This window comes from Paenibacillus montaniterrae, assembly GCF_018403185.1.
Taxonomy (GTDB): domain Bacteria; phylum Bacillota; class Bacilli; order Paenibacillales; family Paenibacillaceae; genus Pristimantibacillus; species Pristimantibacillus montaniterrae.
The window spans coordinates 34,362-51,527 of record NZ_BOSE01000003.1; the positions used below are offsets into that span (position 1 = coordinate 34,362).

The following is a 17,166-nucleotide window of genomic DNA, read 5'->3' on the forward strand; positions in this document are numbered from 1 at the left end:
TATCATAATAATATAAATTATTGGATTGAACAATTACAGCTCCGTCCCTATACTGAGATATAAACATTATAGGAGGCGATTCAGATGAAAAAGCTGTATTTGCTGCTTGCAATTATTATTGCATCGCTAAACTTAAGACCAATCATTACATCTGTCGCTCCTTTGCTCGGTTCGCTGCAAAGCGAGCTTGGAATGAGTGGGTTGCTGGCCAGCCTGCTGACGACGCTGCCTGTTTTTTGCATGGGGATCTTTGCGCCTGCGGCCACGAAGCTACGTGATCGGTTAGGGCTGGAGCGTACCATATTTTTCGCTGTTTTGCTTATTACGCTGGCAACAGCTGCTCGCGGCATAATCGGCTCGGCGGCAATGCTTGTCATAAGCGCATTTGTCGGAGGGGTTGGCATTAGCTTGGCAGGTCCTTTGCTGTCAGGCTTTATCAAAAAGTATTTCCCAACAAAGCCTAGTCTTGTCAGTCTGTACTCTGCGGCAATGACCGTAGGAGCGGCTCTGGCTTCGGCACTGTCTGTGCCTATTTTTGAGGGTAGCGGTCACAGCTTTACGCTGGCATTGTCCTGCTGGAGCCTTTTAGGTGTAGTGGCACTAATTGTTTGGGCATTCTTTTTACGTGAAAAAGGAACGCGTGGCAATGTGGTCAAAACCAGATTGCCGCTGCGCAACAAGCGAGCGCTGCTGCTTACTATATTCTTTGGCTTAATGGCGAGCATGTTTTACACGGTCACCGCCTGGATTTCACCGATCGCACACAGCTTCGGTTACAGTAAGACAGGCTCAGCGATGATGCTTACCATATTTACCATAGTGCAGGTTCCGGTATCGTTAATTATTCCCGGCTTGGCTGCGAAAACGGGCAGACGCAGATTTTTTCTCATTACATGCAGCGTGTTTGAACTGGCGGGCGTGATTATGCTGCTGCTTCACCTGCCGATGCTGCCAGCGGTAATCTGCTTGGGAATTGGAGCAGGAGGACTGTTTCCACTGGCGCTGATGCTGCCAATAGTCGAGACGAATTCGTCTGAGGAAGCGGGCTCATGGTCAGCGATGTCTCAATGCGGCGGCTACATTATAGGGGCGATGGGGCCTATGCTGGTTGGCGTAATTTATGATCATGCCGGAAGCTTTAAAGCGGCATTGCTGGCGATGCTCGTAATCGTGCTCGTGATGATAGGCGTGCAGACTTTCATTACGGATCGCAAGCCTGAGGCACAGGTGAGTAGTTAACGGTTGGCATTGTTCTTTTTGTGATACAAGTTATTTTGGTGCGGATCGGAAGCTCACATAAAAACCCTGGGAGATCCGCACCCCGCATAAAATAAGACTTTTCGGCAATTTTAGGGTGAAATCTTCCCTAAAATATGGTACATTTAAAGCGATCCGCACTAAAGCGTTTGCAAATGCTTGCTGTGTAAGGGCGAAATGTGCGGGCTGTCGCACTCTACACGAGTGCGTGGATTGAATGATTAGAAAATGGTGTGATATAATGACGTGAAGAATACGGCACTCTACACGTGTGCGTGAAAGGAAGTGACAAGCAAGTGGCAAAAGTGGATGCGGTGTCGGTTAACCGCAAAGCGGACATTATTTCCGCGGCGATTGAGGTATTTGCCGAGGTTGGTTATTTTAGAGCGACGACGGCGCAGGTTGCAGAGCGGGCTAAAATTTCGCAATCGTATATTTTTCGTTTTTTCGCAACGAAGGAAGCATTGTTGCTGACGGCGCTGGAAGTATCCTGGACAAGAGTATTGGAATCGTTCCGCAAGGTTATCGAGAACACTCCGAAGGAGCAGATGGAGAAAAATCTGATTCAAGCCTACGAGGATATTTTAGCCTCGTATAAAAACGAAATCCTTCTCCAGATGCAAGCTCAAACGATCCGCGAGGACGCGGTTCAAGCTGCTATGCGCAACGGTTTCGCCGAAGTTCGCAGCATCGTACTGGAAGCTTTCCAGGAAGCTGGTGTAGTCGATGCAGAAGAGAGAACATTACTGTTTTTAGCGAGAGGCATGCTGTGCAATATTTCAGCAGCATTGGATATGCCTGAATTGATGGGCAAATGATGAAGCTTATTTATTTTCAAATTTTGTGATTGACTAATCAATCACAAAATGCTACATTAACAGTAAGTAATTGATCAATCACTCATACACGTCTATAATTGTGAGTGATTGATCAATTTCAAAAATGATACTGAGGTGATACTTATGAAAAAAGCAATTGTTATAGGAGCAACAGGAGGAACGGGAGCTGCGATTACAGAGGAGTTGGTTAAGCGAGGAGTTGAGACAATAGCCTTTGGTCGGTCGCGCCAGAAGCTTGAGCAGCTTAAGTCGAGTCTGGGCAATCCAAAGCATCTAAAGCTGGCGGTAGGCGATGCATTTCGCACGGACGATATTGTCAATGCATCAACTGAAGCAGATACGATGTTTCATTGCGCAAATGTGCCATACCATGAAATGGAAGCTAAGCTAATTCCGCTAGGCGAGGCCGTATTGCAAGCGGCGGATCAACTGGCTTTAAAAGTAGTGGTAATAGACGGAATTTATCCTTACGGCAGACGTCAGATGGAGCGAGTAACCGAGGAGCATCCGAAGCAGCCGCATACGAGAAAAGGCAAGGTTAGGCTGGCATATGAAAACATGCTGTTTAGCGGTCGTTGGAGTCGTGCGCAAATTATGATTGTTCGGCTGCCGGATTATTACGGCCCAACAGCTAATCAGGCTTCCTATTTAGGCTCAACCTTGGAAGCAATCGCGGCAGGAAAGCTGGCCTTTCATATTGGCAATATGCATGTGCCGCGAGAGTTTATTTATTTGCCCGATGCAGCGGCAATGATTGTCGAGCTGGCTAAGCGCGACAACACGTACGGGCAAAACTGGAATATTCCCGGCTCCGGCTTGCTATCTGGAAATGAAATTGTACGCATCGCCAAGCGAGCAAGCGGAAGCTCCAAGCCTGTTATTCCGCTCGGAAGAATTGGCTTGTCCTTGCTTGGTCTGAGCTCACCTGTTATGAAAGAGGTAGTAGAAATGCTCTACCTAACAGAAGAACCGCTCATTTTAAGTGGAGCAAAATATGAAAAAGCGATAGGTCCAATTCGGGCGACAAGTCACGAACAAGCTATAACCAAAACGATCCATGCATTGCAAAAGAGATTGCGAGCAGACATGTAAAGTTGTAATTGATTGATCAATCACAACAATCCAAGAGGATGCGAATCAGACAATCCGCTTACGATGTGAAGGTCTCACCGCGTTTAGCCTCCCCGCCTTTGGTCCAGCCGTAAACCAGCCATGCGGCGGTTTTAACCTGGCTAAAACTGAACTATACTGTTTACAAATGGAAAAAGGAGCAGGAGAATGAAACCATATTGGAAGTTGAGCATCACTTGCATCGGGCTGGCAATGGCGCTGACACTAGCTGGCTGTGGGGCAGTTACAGAAAAGTCGACTAATTTTATATTAGGCGAGAGCTCGGGCACAGGCGAGCTAGTCTCGGAGGGCGTGCAAACCTTTGGCGGAGACGAGTTTGATAGCATTGATATTGTAACGGAAGCAATGGAAATTGTCGTACAGCAAGGGACTAGCGATGAAGCTACGGTTGAATTTATGAGAGATAGCAGCATTGGTAAAACATTTGCCTTTGATGCCTCGATTCAAGGCGATGTGCTGCAGGTGACAGTTACCGAGAAGGATAAGCTGCTTTCAGTCAATGATGAGCGCGGACAGCGCAAGCTGATTGTAACCTTGCCTGCTGAACGCGAGCCAGCCTTGAATATTACGAACAACTTTGGCAAGGTGTCACTGGAAGAAGCGGTGTTCAGCAGCGCATCGGTTCAGCTCGATGCAGGCTCAATTGTAGCAAGCGGTACAACAGGTGAACTGGATCTTAAGGTAGATGCAGGCGACATTCGAGTCGAGAAAGGCAATGGCAGCTATCCGATTACTGCTTATGCCGAGGCAGGCAGCATCAACATCACCTTTGCTGAAGCTCCCGCACAAGCAAGCTTCGAATTAATGGTTGAGGTGGGCAAGGTACAGCTGGGCATAGATGATGTGAACTATGACGAAAATCGCAATACAGTAATTAAAGCAGAGCGCGGCAGTGGCGGTCCGCTAATTAAAGCGATCACCTCAGTAGGCAATATAAGAGTGAATTAAATGAATGCTTTGGTACTATAATAAAATAAAACACGTAATAGAAGCTGCTTGCACCGCCAGGCAGCTTTTAGCTTTTTAAAATTTTTTTACGCAAGCGAAAACTATTTTGCCAAGTGGCGGGTAATGTATATAGCTTAACGTTAAGAGAAAGGAGCAACAGCCTTGAACGACAATGAATTAATGCTTTCGGTTAAGCAGGGCGACCAAACTGCATTTCGAGAGCTGTATGATCGTTACTATGAGTACGCTGTGCGAGTCGCAACCATTGTTTTGCGCAATCAATCGTCGCTGGCGCTTGATGCTGTGCAGGAAGCCTTTATACGGATGTACCGCAGCGCTGCGAGCTTCGAGACATCCCAATCCTTCAAGCCCTGGTTTTATACCATTCTGTTAAATGAGTGCAAGCGAATTGCTGCCAAGCACGGCAAGCTGATTGCAGTAGGTGAAGAGGCAATGAAGGCGATGGAGACGGGCGGTCGCGATCAGCATGCCTTTGAGCAATACGAGGAGCTGTACGAAGAGCTGCAGCGCTTGGAGGAGCATAATCGGATCCCGATCATTTTGAAATATATGCATGACCTGAAAGATCAGGAAATTGCCGATACCTTGGGAGAAAACCTGAACACGATCAAATCACGCATCTTTAAGGCGAAGCAGAAGCTGAGACAAAGATTGCAGACTTCATTCGGAGGTGGAGAAGGATGAGAGACGAACAATTTGATGAAGAAATGAAGCGTTCCCTAAACAAGCATACCGACTCCATGTTGAATCATAAAGAAGACATCTGGAGAAATATTGAGGAGGAATTATTTATGGCGGAAACGAGCAGGAAAACAACACATGGCAAGCGTAAAAAGAGCGCGTCCAAACGAATCGGCTGGATTATCGGAGTAGCTGCGGCTGCCAGCATTATTGGCGTCTTTACGACTACGAATACAGGGCAAGCGTTCGTCCAGCAAATCAAGCAATATTTTGAGCCGAAAAAGCAAGTGCAAGAGCATATAGAAGGAACGCCTGAGGATAAAGAAATTGTGCTGCAGGATACGAAATCCGGCTATGTCATCTATATCGATGAAGAGCGCTATAAGCTCGTTGAAGAGGAAAATCGTGATGTGATCGTAACGAAGGAGCCGCTTGGCGACATCTACCCAGAGGTTTCGATGAGCATCGAGCAGTCCGAAAATGAAACGCCAGAACAGGCGGTGGCACGAATTAAGCAGGAGCTGGCAGGCCAATATGCGACCGTAAAAGAGCCGGAGGCTGTCACTGAGCCGCTTGAAGCAACGTTAATTTCAGCAATTGACGGACAGGAATGGGATAGTCCCGTAGCTAAAGTCTATGTGCTTTCCAATGAAAAAGGCGGCAGCTTTATTATTACAGCTAAATACTTCCTTGAGGCATCAGAGGGTCATGGTGCGCGCTTCTACTACATGCTTGAGCAGTTCACCATTGTTGAGGAGCAAGAAGAGCAGTAAATCGCCGTTGTTTTTTGAACTTGTAAGTCTGACTAACAAATCCCTCATAAGTAGAGGCAACTATTCGTAATTACCGAGTAGTTGCCTCTTGCTCGTCAATTGCAGCGCAAATTCTTTTCCAGATACGGAATCCTTTAAGAGAAATTGTCGCACTTGGTTTGACAATCCGTCACCCTCTAACATTAAGCTAGATTCAATAGAATATTTCTCTGCTTTTACGTCTAAGTGCAGAGTTTTTTGTAAATAATAAAAGGAAATTATAAAGTAATCTCGAATGCCTTTTATGAAGAGCTATTTCTTAAGTAATTGTGAATGGTGGTGAGTGCATGAACGAACGAATTGTAACTATAGCGATGCGAGTGCTAGAAGAACATCATGGCTTTGCTCGAACGAAAGATTTTATTACAGCTGGAATATCACCTTATTACATAAAAAAGCTAGAGTTTAATGGCGAAATTGAACGGGTTAAGCAGGGGGTTTATCGACAAGCTGCTCAAAATAATGAACCGCTAAATGAAATGGTCGAAGTATCAAAGCTGGTTCCTAAAGGGGTGATCTGTCTTCTCACTGCCCTTTCCTATTATGAACTGACAACCTACAATCCTTGGGAATATCACATTGCAATTCATCGCAGCAGTAAAAAACCAAAGCTTCCAGATTACCCTCCTATTAAAATATTTTATTTGGCAGATGCTCCATTCAATATTGGTATCGACGAGGTTACTGTTGATGGCTCGGCGATTAAAATTTATGACCGTGAAAAAACAATCTGTGACATGGTGAGGTATCGTGAGAAAATTGGAATTGATCTGATGAAGGAAGGGTTGAGAAATTACCTTCAATCCCCTTATAAAAATATATCAAGACTTGTCTCTTATGCTGATAATTTGCGAATTCGAACGGTTTTGCAAAAATATTTGGAGGTGATGATCTGATGAGTGAGATTAAGAACATTCCCGCCTCTGTTTCAGAACGCTTGAAAAATATTGCGAAAAAAGCAGGAAAATCATTTGATACGCTGCTGCTCCTTTATTTTCAAGAGCGCTTTTTATATCGCTTGTCCATCTCCGATTACCGGGACAAATTTATCTTAAAAGGCGGCTTGTTTCTGTTCTCACAAACCCAATTCAAAGCTCGTCCAACCAAAGATGTTGACTTTCTCGCCAGACAGATTGCTAATGAGCAAGACATATTAAAGGAATCGTTTGTTACGATTTGCTCAATAGAAATTCCTACAGACGGCATTGTGTTTCATCTGGATGAAATGATAACGGAGCGGATTAAAGAGGGGGCCGATTATGAGGGAGTAAGAGTCAAAGTAACCGCTCTTTTAGGGCGAATGAGAAAAAGCTTGCAATTTGATATCGGATTTGGTGATGTCGTGGTTCCGAAGCCACAGCTTATCGACTACCCTGTTCTGCTTGATATGGAGACTCCACAGGTGCAAGCCTACTCAAAGGAATCTGTGGTTTCAGAAAAATTTGAAGCGATGATTACATTATCGGTTATGAACAGTCGAATGAAGGATTTTTATGATATCTATACCTTATTGAAGACTTATGATTTTGATGGGCGGATTCTTTACGAGGCAATATTTGAGACGTTCCAACGACGAGGTACAGCATTTGAAAAAGAGCATCCTTTGTTTATGGCGAATTTTGCTGAGGATGAAGGTCGGACGAAGCAGTGGTTGGCTTTTGTACGTCGCCTAGGCATTAAGGAACCACCTGCATTCAAGGATGTAATGACTTGTCTTGTTGATTTTATCGGACCTGTCTATCAATCTATACTTGACGAAAAAGAATTTTTTTGGTGGTGGAGCTGTTCCAATATGACATGGCTGCAAAAATAATATTCTGAGTTCCAAGCATATTAAAGCAATTAATTAATGTTGATTAAACCATGCAAGTTATCTTGTCTTGTTTGGTGATTACTGACTTCGTGCTTAATTCCAACCACATCTCGAAGGAGATGTGGTTGCGGCCGACAATTCATTTCAAGAGCATTTTAATAATTTTCATCGCATTCTTCATATTCGGGTAGCGGAATGGCAAGTCAAAGCGAGTTGTTTGCTTGAGCACGCTTTTATAATGGGTAAAGACATCAAAGCTGAATTTGCCATGATAAGAGCCGATCCCGCTTGTGCCTACACCGCCAAACGGCAAATAAGGATTCGCTACATGGAAAATAGTATCATTAATACAGCCGCCGCCAAATGAAACCTGCTCAATCATATGCTGCTGCACGTCCTTGCTTTCGGAAAACAAATAGAGAGCCAGCGGATTTGGATGCTGCCTAATCCCGGCAATAACGTCATTCAGCTCATCGTAGGTCATCATTGGCAAAATCGGCCCGAAAATTTCATCCTTCATAATTGGCGACTCCCACGTAAGCTCCTCCATTAGCGTAGGCTCAATTTGCAGCCTCGCTTCATCATATTTTCCTCCCATTACAATGCGACCATCCTCTAAAAAGCTGATCAGACGCTGGAAATGACGCGGGCTGACGATACGTGTATAATGCTCGCCTTGCAGCACATTTTCACCGTACAGCTGCTGCACCGCCTCGCGGAATGCAGAGACAAATTCATCCCTCACATCCTGATGGATATATACATAATCGGGCGCGATACAGGTCTGTCCTGCATTAAGATATTTGCCCCAAGCGATCCGTTTGGCAGCAAGCTGTATATGAGCATCCTTGTGCACGACGCAAGGGCTTTTTCCTCCCAGCTCCAGCGTTACAGGAGTCAGATGCTTGGCAGCAGTCTCCATTACGATTTTTCCAACTGGTACGCTTCCCGTAAAAAAGATATAATCCCAGCGCTCAGCCAGCAGCGCTTGATTAACATCAATCCCACCTTCCACGACAGCGACCTGCTCTTTAGAAAAGACGGAAGCAATAAGCTGGCTAATGACGCTGGAGGTGCGCGGTGCAAGCTCTGAAGGCTTAATAACAGCAACATTTCCAGCAGCAATGGCACCAATTAATGGCGAGATCGCGAGCTGAAACGGATAATTCCAGGGGGCAATAATCAAAACAATACCATAGGGCTGTGCGTACATATAACTGGAGGAGCCGAGATGAGTAAGCGGTGTTTTTACGCGCTTGGGCTTGGCCCAGCGCTTAATATTTTTCAATGTAATATTAATTTCTTCGAGCACAATGCCGATTTCAGTACTGTACGCTTCAAGCTCCGACTTGTTAAGATCGGCCTTGAGCGCTTCGATAATGTTCGGCTCGAACTGCTTGATCGCGAGCCGCAGCTTGCGCAGCGCCTCGATGCGATAAGAAACAGATTTGCTGTGTCCTTCGTGAAAATAGCGCTGTTGCTGCTGCAAAAGCATTTGAAAGCTATTCATTGTCATCATTCCTTTTATTTAACATGCAAGCATTTTGGACATTAGGCAAAGAACCGCCTACGGACGGAGCTCTTCTGTCTCTGTCCTTGTTTATCTAATACGGCTTATAAAGAAGTAAGGAGCAAAAGAACTTGCTGAACCCTATAAAAAAACGAAAGCTCTGGTTGAATATCGTTTACCTTCTCCTCGTCTTTCTCGTGCTTAACGGAGGGCGTCTGGCCTGGCTTGCTGCTTTCGAAGCTGGTGAAGCGCAAAATATAAAGCAAGGCGTGCTTGATCTGCGGAGCTGGGATGCCCTGGACGACAAAACGATAACATTAGATGGCGAGTGGGAATTCTACCCCGAACAATTTATTGCCAGCAATCCAAAGGGAGAAGAATTGCAGCCTCAGTATATTGCCGTTCCCGAGGACTGGAGCGAGCACTTGGACCCTCAGCAGCCCAGCCCATACGGCTTTGGTTCCTATCGCCTGACGCTATTGGTTGATCCTGATTTACAGCATTCGTATACCTTGCGCGTCGTAAGCGCCAGAAGCGCATCGAAGCTGTATGTGAATGGCAAGCTGTTAGGTCAATCCGGTATACCGGCTGAGCGAAAAGAGAATTACCATCCTTACAACATTCCGTACAATGGAACCTTTACAAGCGATGAAAACGGCAAAATCGAAATCATCATTGAAGCGGCAAATTTCGCTGATATTCGCGGCGGTGGGCTTATCCGCTCATTGAAGCTTGGCTCTGAGCAAGCCGTGACCAACGAAGTCAACCTGTCGAACAGCATGCAGCAGCTCGTAGCCAGTGTTTTTCTAATGCATGGTCTTTACGCTGTTGCGCTTTACTTTGCAGGAATTCGCCGCATGCAGCTTGTATGGTTATTTGTTTTTATTGTGAGTTTTACGGCATTGATCATGGGAGGCAGCGAGGACAAGCTGCTGCAATTGTGGCTCGGTATGAGCTACAGCTTTAGCTTCAGGCTCGTCGTATTGTCGCTTTCTTTAATGTGCTTTGCATTATATCAGCTATTGTCCCCTTATTTGCTGACCAAGCATAAAAAAGCATTTTATGTGGTTCAAGTGATCAATGCGTCCGCATTTATTGCTGCGATGTTTGTACCGTTCGATGCATTAATGCTGCTAAACAATGGTTACAGCTTAGTGATTGTAGTTGTTTTGCTAATCAGCTTTATAATTTTTCTATTAAACCTTAAGCAAGGCTACTCTATAAATCGTATTTATTTATTATCAGTATTAGCGGTTTGCAATCATTTGCTATGGTGGTTTATTTTCATCACTACCGGCATAAAGGTAATGTACTATCCATTCGATCTAATTGTTGCGATGACTGGCTTTTCAATTATGTGGTGCCGTCATATTTTAAGTATATACCGTGAAAAAAGCATTTTGACAGAAAAGCTGCAAAGAAGCATCGACATGCGTGATGAATTTCTTGCCAATACGTCGCATGAGCTGCGCAATCCGCTGCATAGCATGGTTAATATTGCCCAGGTTGTGCTGGAACGGGATGGCAAGCTGCTGTCGCAGCGCAGCATCAAAGACTTTGAAGGGATTGTTGCAGTAGGCAAGCGTTTATCGTTAATGCTTGATGAGCTTCTTGATGTGATGAGCTACAAGGAGAATATGCTGCGCATGAACAAAAGCCAGATTTCGCTCGACAAGCTTGCAACCGGAGTCATTGATTTGCTTGCCTATATGCGTCGTTCTGAGCATGTCGTCATTATTAATCGAATCGACAGTGATTTTCCTACAGTATGGGGGGACGAAAACCGTCTCATCCAAATTTTGTATAATTTACTGCACAATGCGTTGAAATATACGGTGAAAGGCACGGTAACGATCAGTGCGGAGATTAGCGGGCAGTATGCGCTGATCAAGGTGGAGGATACTGGTCTTGGCATGAGCGAGTCTATTTTGCAGCAAATATTCGAGCCTTATGAGCAGGGAACAGATAACAATAGGCCAATAGAAGGAGGCTTTGGCTTAGGGCTGAGCATTACTAAAAAGCTGGTTGAGCTGCACGGCGGCGAAATTTCTGTTCATTCTGTACCGAATCAAGGCTCTATCTTTCAATTTACGCTGCCGCTAGCTCCTGTCGCAACCGAGGCTGAGCCGGTAGAGGCGGATAGTCGAAATAAGCTGTTTATTCATGCTGTAGACGACGCTGCTCGCAGGCAGCAGGCAACAGAGCCTGTCGAGCGTGCAGAGCCGGCCTCTGAAAATACAAGCACGGCTGAAGCCAACTTGTATCGCCCTAAGCTGCTGCTAGTTGATGATGAACCTATCAACGTGCATGTGCTGGAATCAATTCTTGAGGCGGATTATTATGAAATGAAGCAGGCAAGCTCAGGCGAAGAGGCTTTGCAAATGCTGCAGCAGCAAGAATGGGATCTAGTAATATCGGATGTAATGATGCCAGGAATGTCAGGCTATGAGCTGACAAGGCGCATCCGCCAGCAGTATTCATTAACAGAGCTGCCTGTTTTGCTGCTTACAGCAAGAAGTCAGCCTCAGGATTTGCAGCATGCATTTGCCTGCGGAGCAAACGATTATGTTCGCAAGCCGATGGACGCCAATGAAATTCGTTCCCGCGTGCGCGCCTTAACCAGTGTTAAAAAATCGCTGCGTGAACGACTGCTTATGGAGGCGGCATGGCTGCAGGCGCAAATTCAACCGCATTTTTTCTTTAATACGATAAACTCGGTTATTGCACTAAGTGAAATCGACCTTGAGCAAATGAAAAAGCTGCTCGAAGCCTTTAGCAGCTATCTCCGTGACAAGTTCCGTTACAGTCATGCCAAGGATATGGCTTCAATAGAGGAAGAGCTGAATCTGGTGCGTACATATCTCTTTATTGAGCAGGCGCGCTATGGCGACCGCTTGCAGGTAAAGTGGGAGCTGGATGAATGCGCCGAGCTGAAGCTGCCGCCGCTCACGATTCAGCCGCTTGTGGAAAATGCAATTCGCCACGGACTTATGCCGCGCGCCGAGGGTGGCTGTGTAACGATTCAGATCCAGGTCAGAGCGCATGACTATAGAATTGCTGTAACGGATAACGGTATAGGAATGGATGATGCGACACAGCAGGCAGTTTTGAAAGAGGATGCTGCAGTGCTTACTGGAGTCGGCTTGCTCAATACGAACCGCCGCCTGCAATGGCATTACCGCAGCGGGCTGCTCATCGAGTCCCGGCCTGGCTTTGGCACAACGATCGGATTTCATATTCCAAAGGAGCAGAGAGCTGCTTCCGCTACAGTCTGACCCATCATATCGCGCGAATTTGATACTGGATGTTTAAAATTTCAATGGCAGGAGGAATAGCAATGGAGCATAAACAGCGACTGTGGATGGTGGACAGCAAGTCCTTATATAACGAGTCCTTATATAATAAGAGCACTAGCAAGCGGCTCGTTGCCCATCCTGCTCAGCGGCCGTCTCCGGTATGGAATATGCAGCAGCTAATCGGCAATGCTGCAATGCAGAGCTTCTGGGTCAAATTCGCGGCGCTCACGGCTGGTCAGCAGCAATCATTTTGGCTGAACCTTTCCCGCAGCAGCAGCTTGGCGCAAGCTGGAGATTTGGTTCATTGGCTGCGAGTTATGGAGCGCCTGGGCCAAATCGAGCTGCGTCCCAACGAGCCTTTGCGTGAAGGTGATGTTGCCCGGCTCGGCGTCCAAGCCCCGCCTTATGCAGGCTCCTTCAATGGCCTGCTGTCTCCATATCGAACGCTATGGCAGTGGTTGAGCTATAAAGGCAACAAGCAGGGGCAGCAGCAACTGCTGCGCAGGCTTGACCAGCTTAGTTTGCCCGCAAAGCAATTGCTGCTGTATCGGCTTGCCAATAAAGCAGCTTTAAGCGTTTCCTCATTATCAGCCTCACTAACAATTAAACAGCATGAGCAGGAATGGCTTGATTGGGCTCGCATTAAGCAGCAGCTTCAGCGACTGGAGGCACTTAGTGAGCAGCATATCCAGCAGCAGCTTGAACAAACACAGCAGGCTGCCGATGCTTCTCGGGCCGATCACAGCATGACAGAGTATGATGAACTGGAAGAGGAGCAACTGATTGAAAATGAAGGCGGAGCGCCATGGCAAGCGCTGCTGACAAGCGGGTTGACTGACAGCATGAAGGGAGAGCAGGAGAAGCTATTTTCTGCGCTGCATGATCCTGAGCAATTATCACGGCTGCTGTTCAATGCTTCACTTTCCACTAAGCAGCAAGCCGCTCCAGTCAGTGGCAGGCAGCTAGCAGATCGGCTGCTGCAGGTGGAGCACGCCGCAGCAGGAAAGCGTGCGGGCTTGCGAGAGAAGCGAGTCAAGCAGCTTGGTTTTGCTAGTATACGAGATTTGCTGCTGCTCACAATTGCAGCGCTTGTCGAGCAATTTGAGCAAAAAGCGAGAAAGCAGAAGGATGCTCGCTACATTGCTTTATTGCGGCGCATGCAGCTAATGCAGGGAAATGCAATGCCCAGCAAGCAGCAGCTGCGGCAGGCTTTGCAGGATCAGCTGTTGGGAGCAGCTCAATCACTGAGGCAGCTTTGATTGTGATGAGCGAAAAATATGTGACTCATGTTACAAAAAGCAACATTTTCTGTTGCCAAATGAGCTGCGGGATGACACAATAAGAGTGAAAAATACTTTTTTCGTTACTTACATATTGTTAAAAGAGGAGCTATACGATGAGCCAGCGCTTCGAAACAGCCTCCCAGCTTAGAGCGTACCGATCCTCCGTGGAATATTTTCAAGATCAGCTTGTCGTACTTGATCTCATTATAGAAGCTGAAATCCAGCGCATGTCCCAGCAGCATAGCAAGCAGGCAGAACAGCCTGGCCTATTGCAGGGCATGTATGTTAGCGACACCGAGGCTCATCAAATGCTGCTTCAGCATGATGAGCATATTCAGCTCGATGAGCAGCAGCAGGCACTGATCGCTCAACTGGAATATACGCTCATGCAGCGTCTGCAGGCAGCGGTGCCGATGCTGCCGATCCAGCGCTTAAAGCGCCAATATCATCTTGACGAGCTGGACTGTCGCGTCATTACACTAGCGATAGCGCCACAGCTTCACCGCAAATATATTAGGCTGTTTGGCTATTTGCAGGATGATCTTACATGCCAATATGCTACTCTCGATCTCATATTGCGGCTTTGCGCCCGCAGTCAAGAGGAACGAGATACGATATATTATCGCATGATGAATAGCGAAAGCAATTTGGCGCAGCTTTTTAGCAGCTTTCAGAGCCATGCAACGACCGTAAAAGAGGTATCCTGCCTGTCCGTGCCTTTAGCGCTGAAATCAAGAATTGTTCATTATTTGCTAGGGCTTCCGTGGCAGTATGAAGGGCCGTTAAGCGGCGCTCGCCATGAGCAGCCAGAGCAGAGCACGGAGCTGCCAGCGATCCTGATACACGAGCAGCTGCAGCTGCAGCTTTGGAGCTTTATACAGGCGCAGGCGGAGCAATCGCTAATGATTGCTTTGATCGGAGCCAGCGGCTCGGGAAAAACATTGCAAAGCAGGCATATCGCCTCTAAATTGCGAAAATCGTTGCTTGTCGTCGATGCAGCTCGAATAGCGACACATGACGGTTTGCATGATGCCATCAAGCTAATTCTTCAGGAAGCCAAGCTGCTTGATGCGATTTTAATTATAGAGCAAGCCGAAAAGCTAAGCAGTGCAGGACGTCAGCAAACTCCCCTCGGACTGACAGATCAGCTGCAGGCCTGCTTGGTCAAGCAAAACCAGCTCGTTATGCTTCACAGTACAAGCGAGCTGCCATTTCAAGTCTTACCTAATCTAACTTCTATTTCTATTCAAATCCCACTCCCCACCTTAGATCAATCATCAATGCTTTGGCGGTATTATAGCGAACCGCACGTACATCTTTCACATCAGCTAAGCTTGCAGCTAGCAAGCAAATTTCAATTTACAGCAGGACAGATTGCTGCCACGATTATGCGCAGCAAGCAGCTTTTCAATTGGGAAGCAGCAGGCCGCGAGGCTATAGCTCCACACGAATACCATTCACAGCAGCAGCAAGCTGAACAGAGTCAGCAGCCTTATTGGCAGCCGCAATTTTCAACGATCATTGAGCGAGCTGCCTATCAAATGATCTACCATGGCTTGCAGGATAAAGCGGTAAAAATGCATTCACGCTGGACCTGGAACGATCTCGTCCTGCCTGCAGATACGCTGTCGTTGCTAAAACAAGCTTGTCTGCGGCTTGAGCATCGTCATACCGTCATGCAGGCATGGGGCTTTGATCGCCTGCTACCTTACGGAAGAGGCATCAGCCTGCTGTTTACTGGTCCTCCCGGTACTGGCAAAACGATGTCTGCGTTAGTGATGGCAAAAGCGATGGGCACGGAGCTCTATCGAGTCGATTTGACGCGAGTTGTTAGCAAATATATCGGAGAAACAGAAAAAAATCTTGCTGAAATTTTTGACCGTGCCGCGCTAAGCGGAGCGATTCTGTTTTTTGATGAAGCCGATGCTTTGTTTGGCAAGCGCTCGGAGGTCAAGGATTCCCATGATAAATATGCAAATATGGAAACCTCTTATTTGCTGCAAAAAATGGAGGAGTATGACGGCTTAACGATTCTGGCGACCAATTTCTCACAAAATCTCGATGAAGCCTTTATGCGCCGCATTCATTATATTATAAAATTTCCATTTCCAGACGCAGAGCAGCGAGAGCAGCTGTGGCGCTCTGTGCTTCCGGACAAGCTACCATGCGAGGAGCTGAATTTGCCGTTTCTCGCCAAAACCTTCGAGCTAGCGGGCGGTCCAATTAAAAATATTGTACTGACTGCTGCGTATTTGGCAGCTGAAGAGCAAAGCAGCGTAACGATGAAGCATATGATCGAAGCGGCAGTTCAGGAATATAAAAAAACTGGCAAGCTTCTGATGAAGGAGCGGCTTGGTCAATATGCTCATTTTTGGAAGGGGTGATTATAGTGGCAGATTACTCTGTCATCGCCGATATCGGTCTTTCATTTGTGAAGATGCTGCGTAATGCGCTTGTGCCAGAGCTGATTGCGCATCCTGATGGAGTAGGTCTTGCCAGTCCGTTAGATCGTGGAGATATGAATTTGTCGCTTTATTTGTTCGAGGTTAAAGAAAATGCGGAAGCGCGCATCAATGATCTTGTCGATCAAGGCGACCGCATGCGCTACCCGCCGATTGCGCTGGATTTGTTTTATATCGTTACCGCTCACTCTTCTTCCGATGTTCTGACACGAGCAATTGACGAGCAGCGCATTATAGGCAAAACGATGCAGCTGCTGCATGACTATCCCGTTTTGAAGGGCGAGGACTTGGAAGGAGCTTTGGCAGGCTCACAGGATACATACCGCATAGCTAAACATGAGGTTCCTTTGGAAACATTGATTAACCTATTCCCGAATCAACCGTACAAGCTTTCTTTAAGCTATCGGGTAGGCCCAATATATCTCGACTCAACCCGTACAAGGAGTGTGGTGAGGGTTAAGGAGAGACAACTTAAAACTGAGCTCCTTTAGAGGTAGTTTAAAAACGGGACTTTGATGACGATGTAACTTCTTTGTAGTGGATTCGACGGCGAATCTTGAACGCTAGCGAAAATTCCGGTGCTCACGTAGGTCTATCTACGCTGCGCTCCTCATTTTCTACTAGCGTCCAAGCTTCTTGGACCTGAAAGCCCCGTTTTTAAACCTTTAATTGGAAGTGGTAGCTCAAAAAGCGGGACTTTGATGACGATGTGATTGCACTGTAGCGTAGTCGACGGCGAATATGTCACGCTACCGAAGGCTGCGGTGCTCACGTAGCTTGTTGCCTACGCTGCGCTCCTCGCCTTCTAGTATCGTGCCATATTCTTGGACCTGAAAGCCCCGTTTTTAAACCTTTATTGGAAGGGGTTGTTTAAAAATCGGGACTTTGATGACGATGTAACTTCTTTGTAGTGGATTCGACGGCGAATCTTGAACGCTAGCGAAAATTCCGGTGCTCACGTAGGTCTATCTACGCTGCGCTCCTCGTTTTCTACTAGCGTCCAAGCTTCTTGGACCTGAAAGCCCCGTTTTTAAACCTTTATTGGAAGTGGTAGCTCAAAAAGCGGGACTTTGATGACGATGTAGTTGCGTTGTAGCGTATTCGGCGGCGAAT

Annotated in this window: 13 protein-coding genes; 12 read left to right on the top strand and 1 reads right to left on the bottom strand. The window is 46.7% G+C overall.

What is annotated here, in order from left to right:
- Nucleotides 1–84: 84 nt before the first annotated feature.
- The 8 genes from KJS52_RS09300 to KJS52_RS09335 all read left to right on the top strand — a co-directional run bounded on the left by KJS52_RS09300 (nt 85) and on the right by KJS52_RS09335 (nt 7,502).
- Nucleotides 85–1,239 carry an MFS transporter gene (locus KJS52_RS09300; RefSeq protein ID WP_213514501.1) on the top strand — a complete coding sequence of 385 codons (1,155 nt, stop codon included), beginning with the start codon at nt 85–87 and terminating at the stop codon, nt 1,237–1,239.
- A gap of 314 nt (nt 1,240–1,553) precedes the next feature.
- Complete coding sequence (locus KJS52_RS09305) at nt 1,554–2,075, top strand: TetR/AcrR family transcriptional regulator (RefSeq protein ID WP_213514502.1); 522 nt, start codon at nt 1,554–1,556, stop codon at nt 2,073–2,075.
- A gap of 144 nt (nt 2,076–2,219) precedes the next feature.
- Nucleotides 2,220–3,188, top strand: a complete 969-nt coding sequence (locus KJS52_RS09310; protein WP_213514503.1) for an SDR family NAD(P)-dependent oxidoreductase — start codon at nt 2,220–2,222, stop codon at nt 3,186–3,188.
- Nucleotides 3,189–3,374: 186 nt separating this feature from the next.
- Nucleotides 3,375–4,175: a DUF4097 family beta strand repeat-containing protein gene (locus tag KJS52_RS09315; RefSeq protein ID WP_213514504.1), complete on the top strand. Its 801-nt coding sequence runs from the start codon at nt 3,375–3,377 to the stop codon at nt 4,173–4,175.
- A gap of 162 nt (nt 4,176–4,337) precedes the next feature.
- A complete protein-coding gene (locus KJS52_RS09320) occupies nt 4,338–4,880 on the top strand; it encodes an RNA polymerase sigma factor (RefSeq protein WP_213514505.1) in 543 nt (180 codons plus the stop codon).
- Nucleotides 4,877–5,650, top strand: coding sequence for a hypothetical protein (locus KJS52_RS09325; protein WP_213514506.1), 774 nt, complete (start codon nt 4,877–4,879; stop codon nt 5,648–5,650). Before KJS52_RS09320 ends, KJS52_RS09325 begins: the two co-directional genes overlap by 4 nt.
- A gap of 326 nt (nt 5,651–5,976) precedes the next feature.
- A complete protein-coding gene (locus KJS52_RS09330) occupies nt 5,977–6,585 on the top strand; it encodes a type IV toxin-antitoxin system AbiEi family antitoxin domain-containing protein (protein WP_213514507.1) in 609 nt (202 codons plus the stop codon).
- Nucleotides 6,585–7,502 (top strand): nucleotidyl transferase AbiEii/AbiGii toxin family protein, encoded by a 918-nt coding sequence (locus KJS52_RS09335; protein WP_213514508.1) that lies wholly within the window; start codon nt 6,585–6,587, stop codon nt 7,500–7,502. The genes KJS52_RS09330 and KJS52_RS09335 overlap by 1 nt, the downstream gene beginning before the upstream one ends.
- A gap of 139 nt (nt 7,503–7,641) precedes the next feature.
- On the opposite strand, the gene KJS52_RS09340 is transcribed toward KJS52_RS09335, so the two are convergent.
- The gene (locus KJS52_RS09340; protein WP_213515115.1) at nt 7,642–9,012 is read right to left on the bottom strand and encodes an aldehyde dehydrogenase; all 1,371 of its coding nucleotides are present in this window, start codon (nt 9,010–9,012) and stop codon (nt 7,642–7,644) included.
- A 131-nt stretch (nt 9,013–9,143) separates the two neighbouring features.
- Between KJS52_RS09340 and KJS52_RS09345 the strand changes: the two genes are divergently transcribed.
- The 4 genes from KJS52_RS09345 (at nt 9,144) to KJS52_RS09360 (ending at nt 16,544) form a co-directional block, all read left to right on the top strand.
- Nucleotides 9,144–12,287, top strand: coding sequence for a hybrid sensor histidine kinase/response regulator (locus KJS52_RS09345; RefSeq protein WP_213514509.1), 3,144 nt, complete (start codon nt 9,144–9,146; stop codon nt 12,285–12,287).
- A 62-nt stretch (nt 12,288–12,349) separates the two neighbouring features.
- Entirely contained in the window at nt 12,350–13,567 is a 1,218-nt protein-coding gene (locus KJS52_RS09350) for a hypothetical protein (protein ID WP_213514510.1), read from the top strand.
- Nucleotides 13,568–13,704: 137 nt separating this feature from the next.
- Complete coding sequence (locus KJS52_RS09355) at nt 13,705–15,975, top strand: AAA family ATPase (RefSeq protein ID WP_213514511.1); 2,271 nt, start codon at nt 13,705–13,707, stop codon at nt 15,973–15,975.
- 5 nt (nt 15,976–15,980) lie between these two features.
- On the top strand, nt 15,981–16,544 hold the full coding sequence (locus KJS52_RS09360; protein ID WP_213514512.1) for a Pvc16 family protein: 564 nt from the start codon (nt 15,981–15,983) through the stop codon (nt 16,542–16,544).
- The last annotated feature ends 622 nt before the right edge of the window (nt 16,545–17,166 follow it).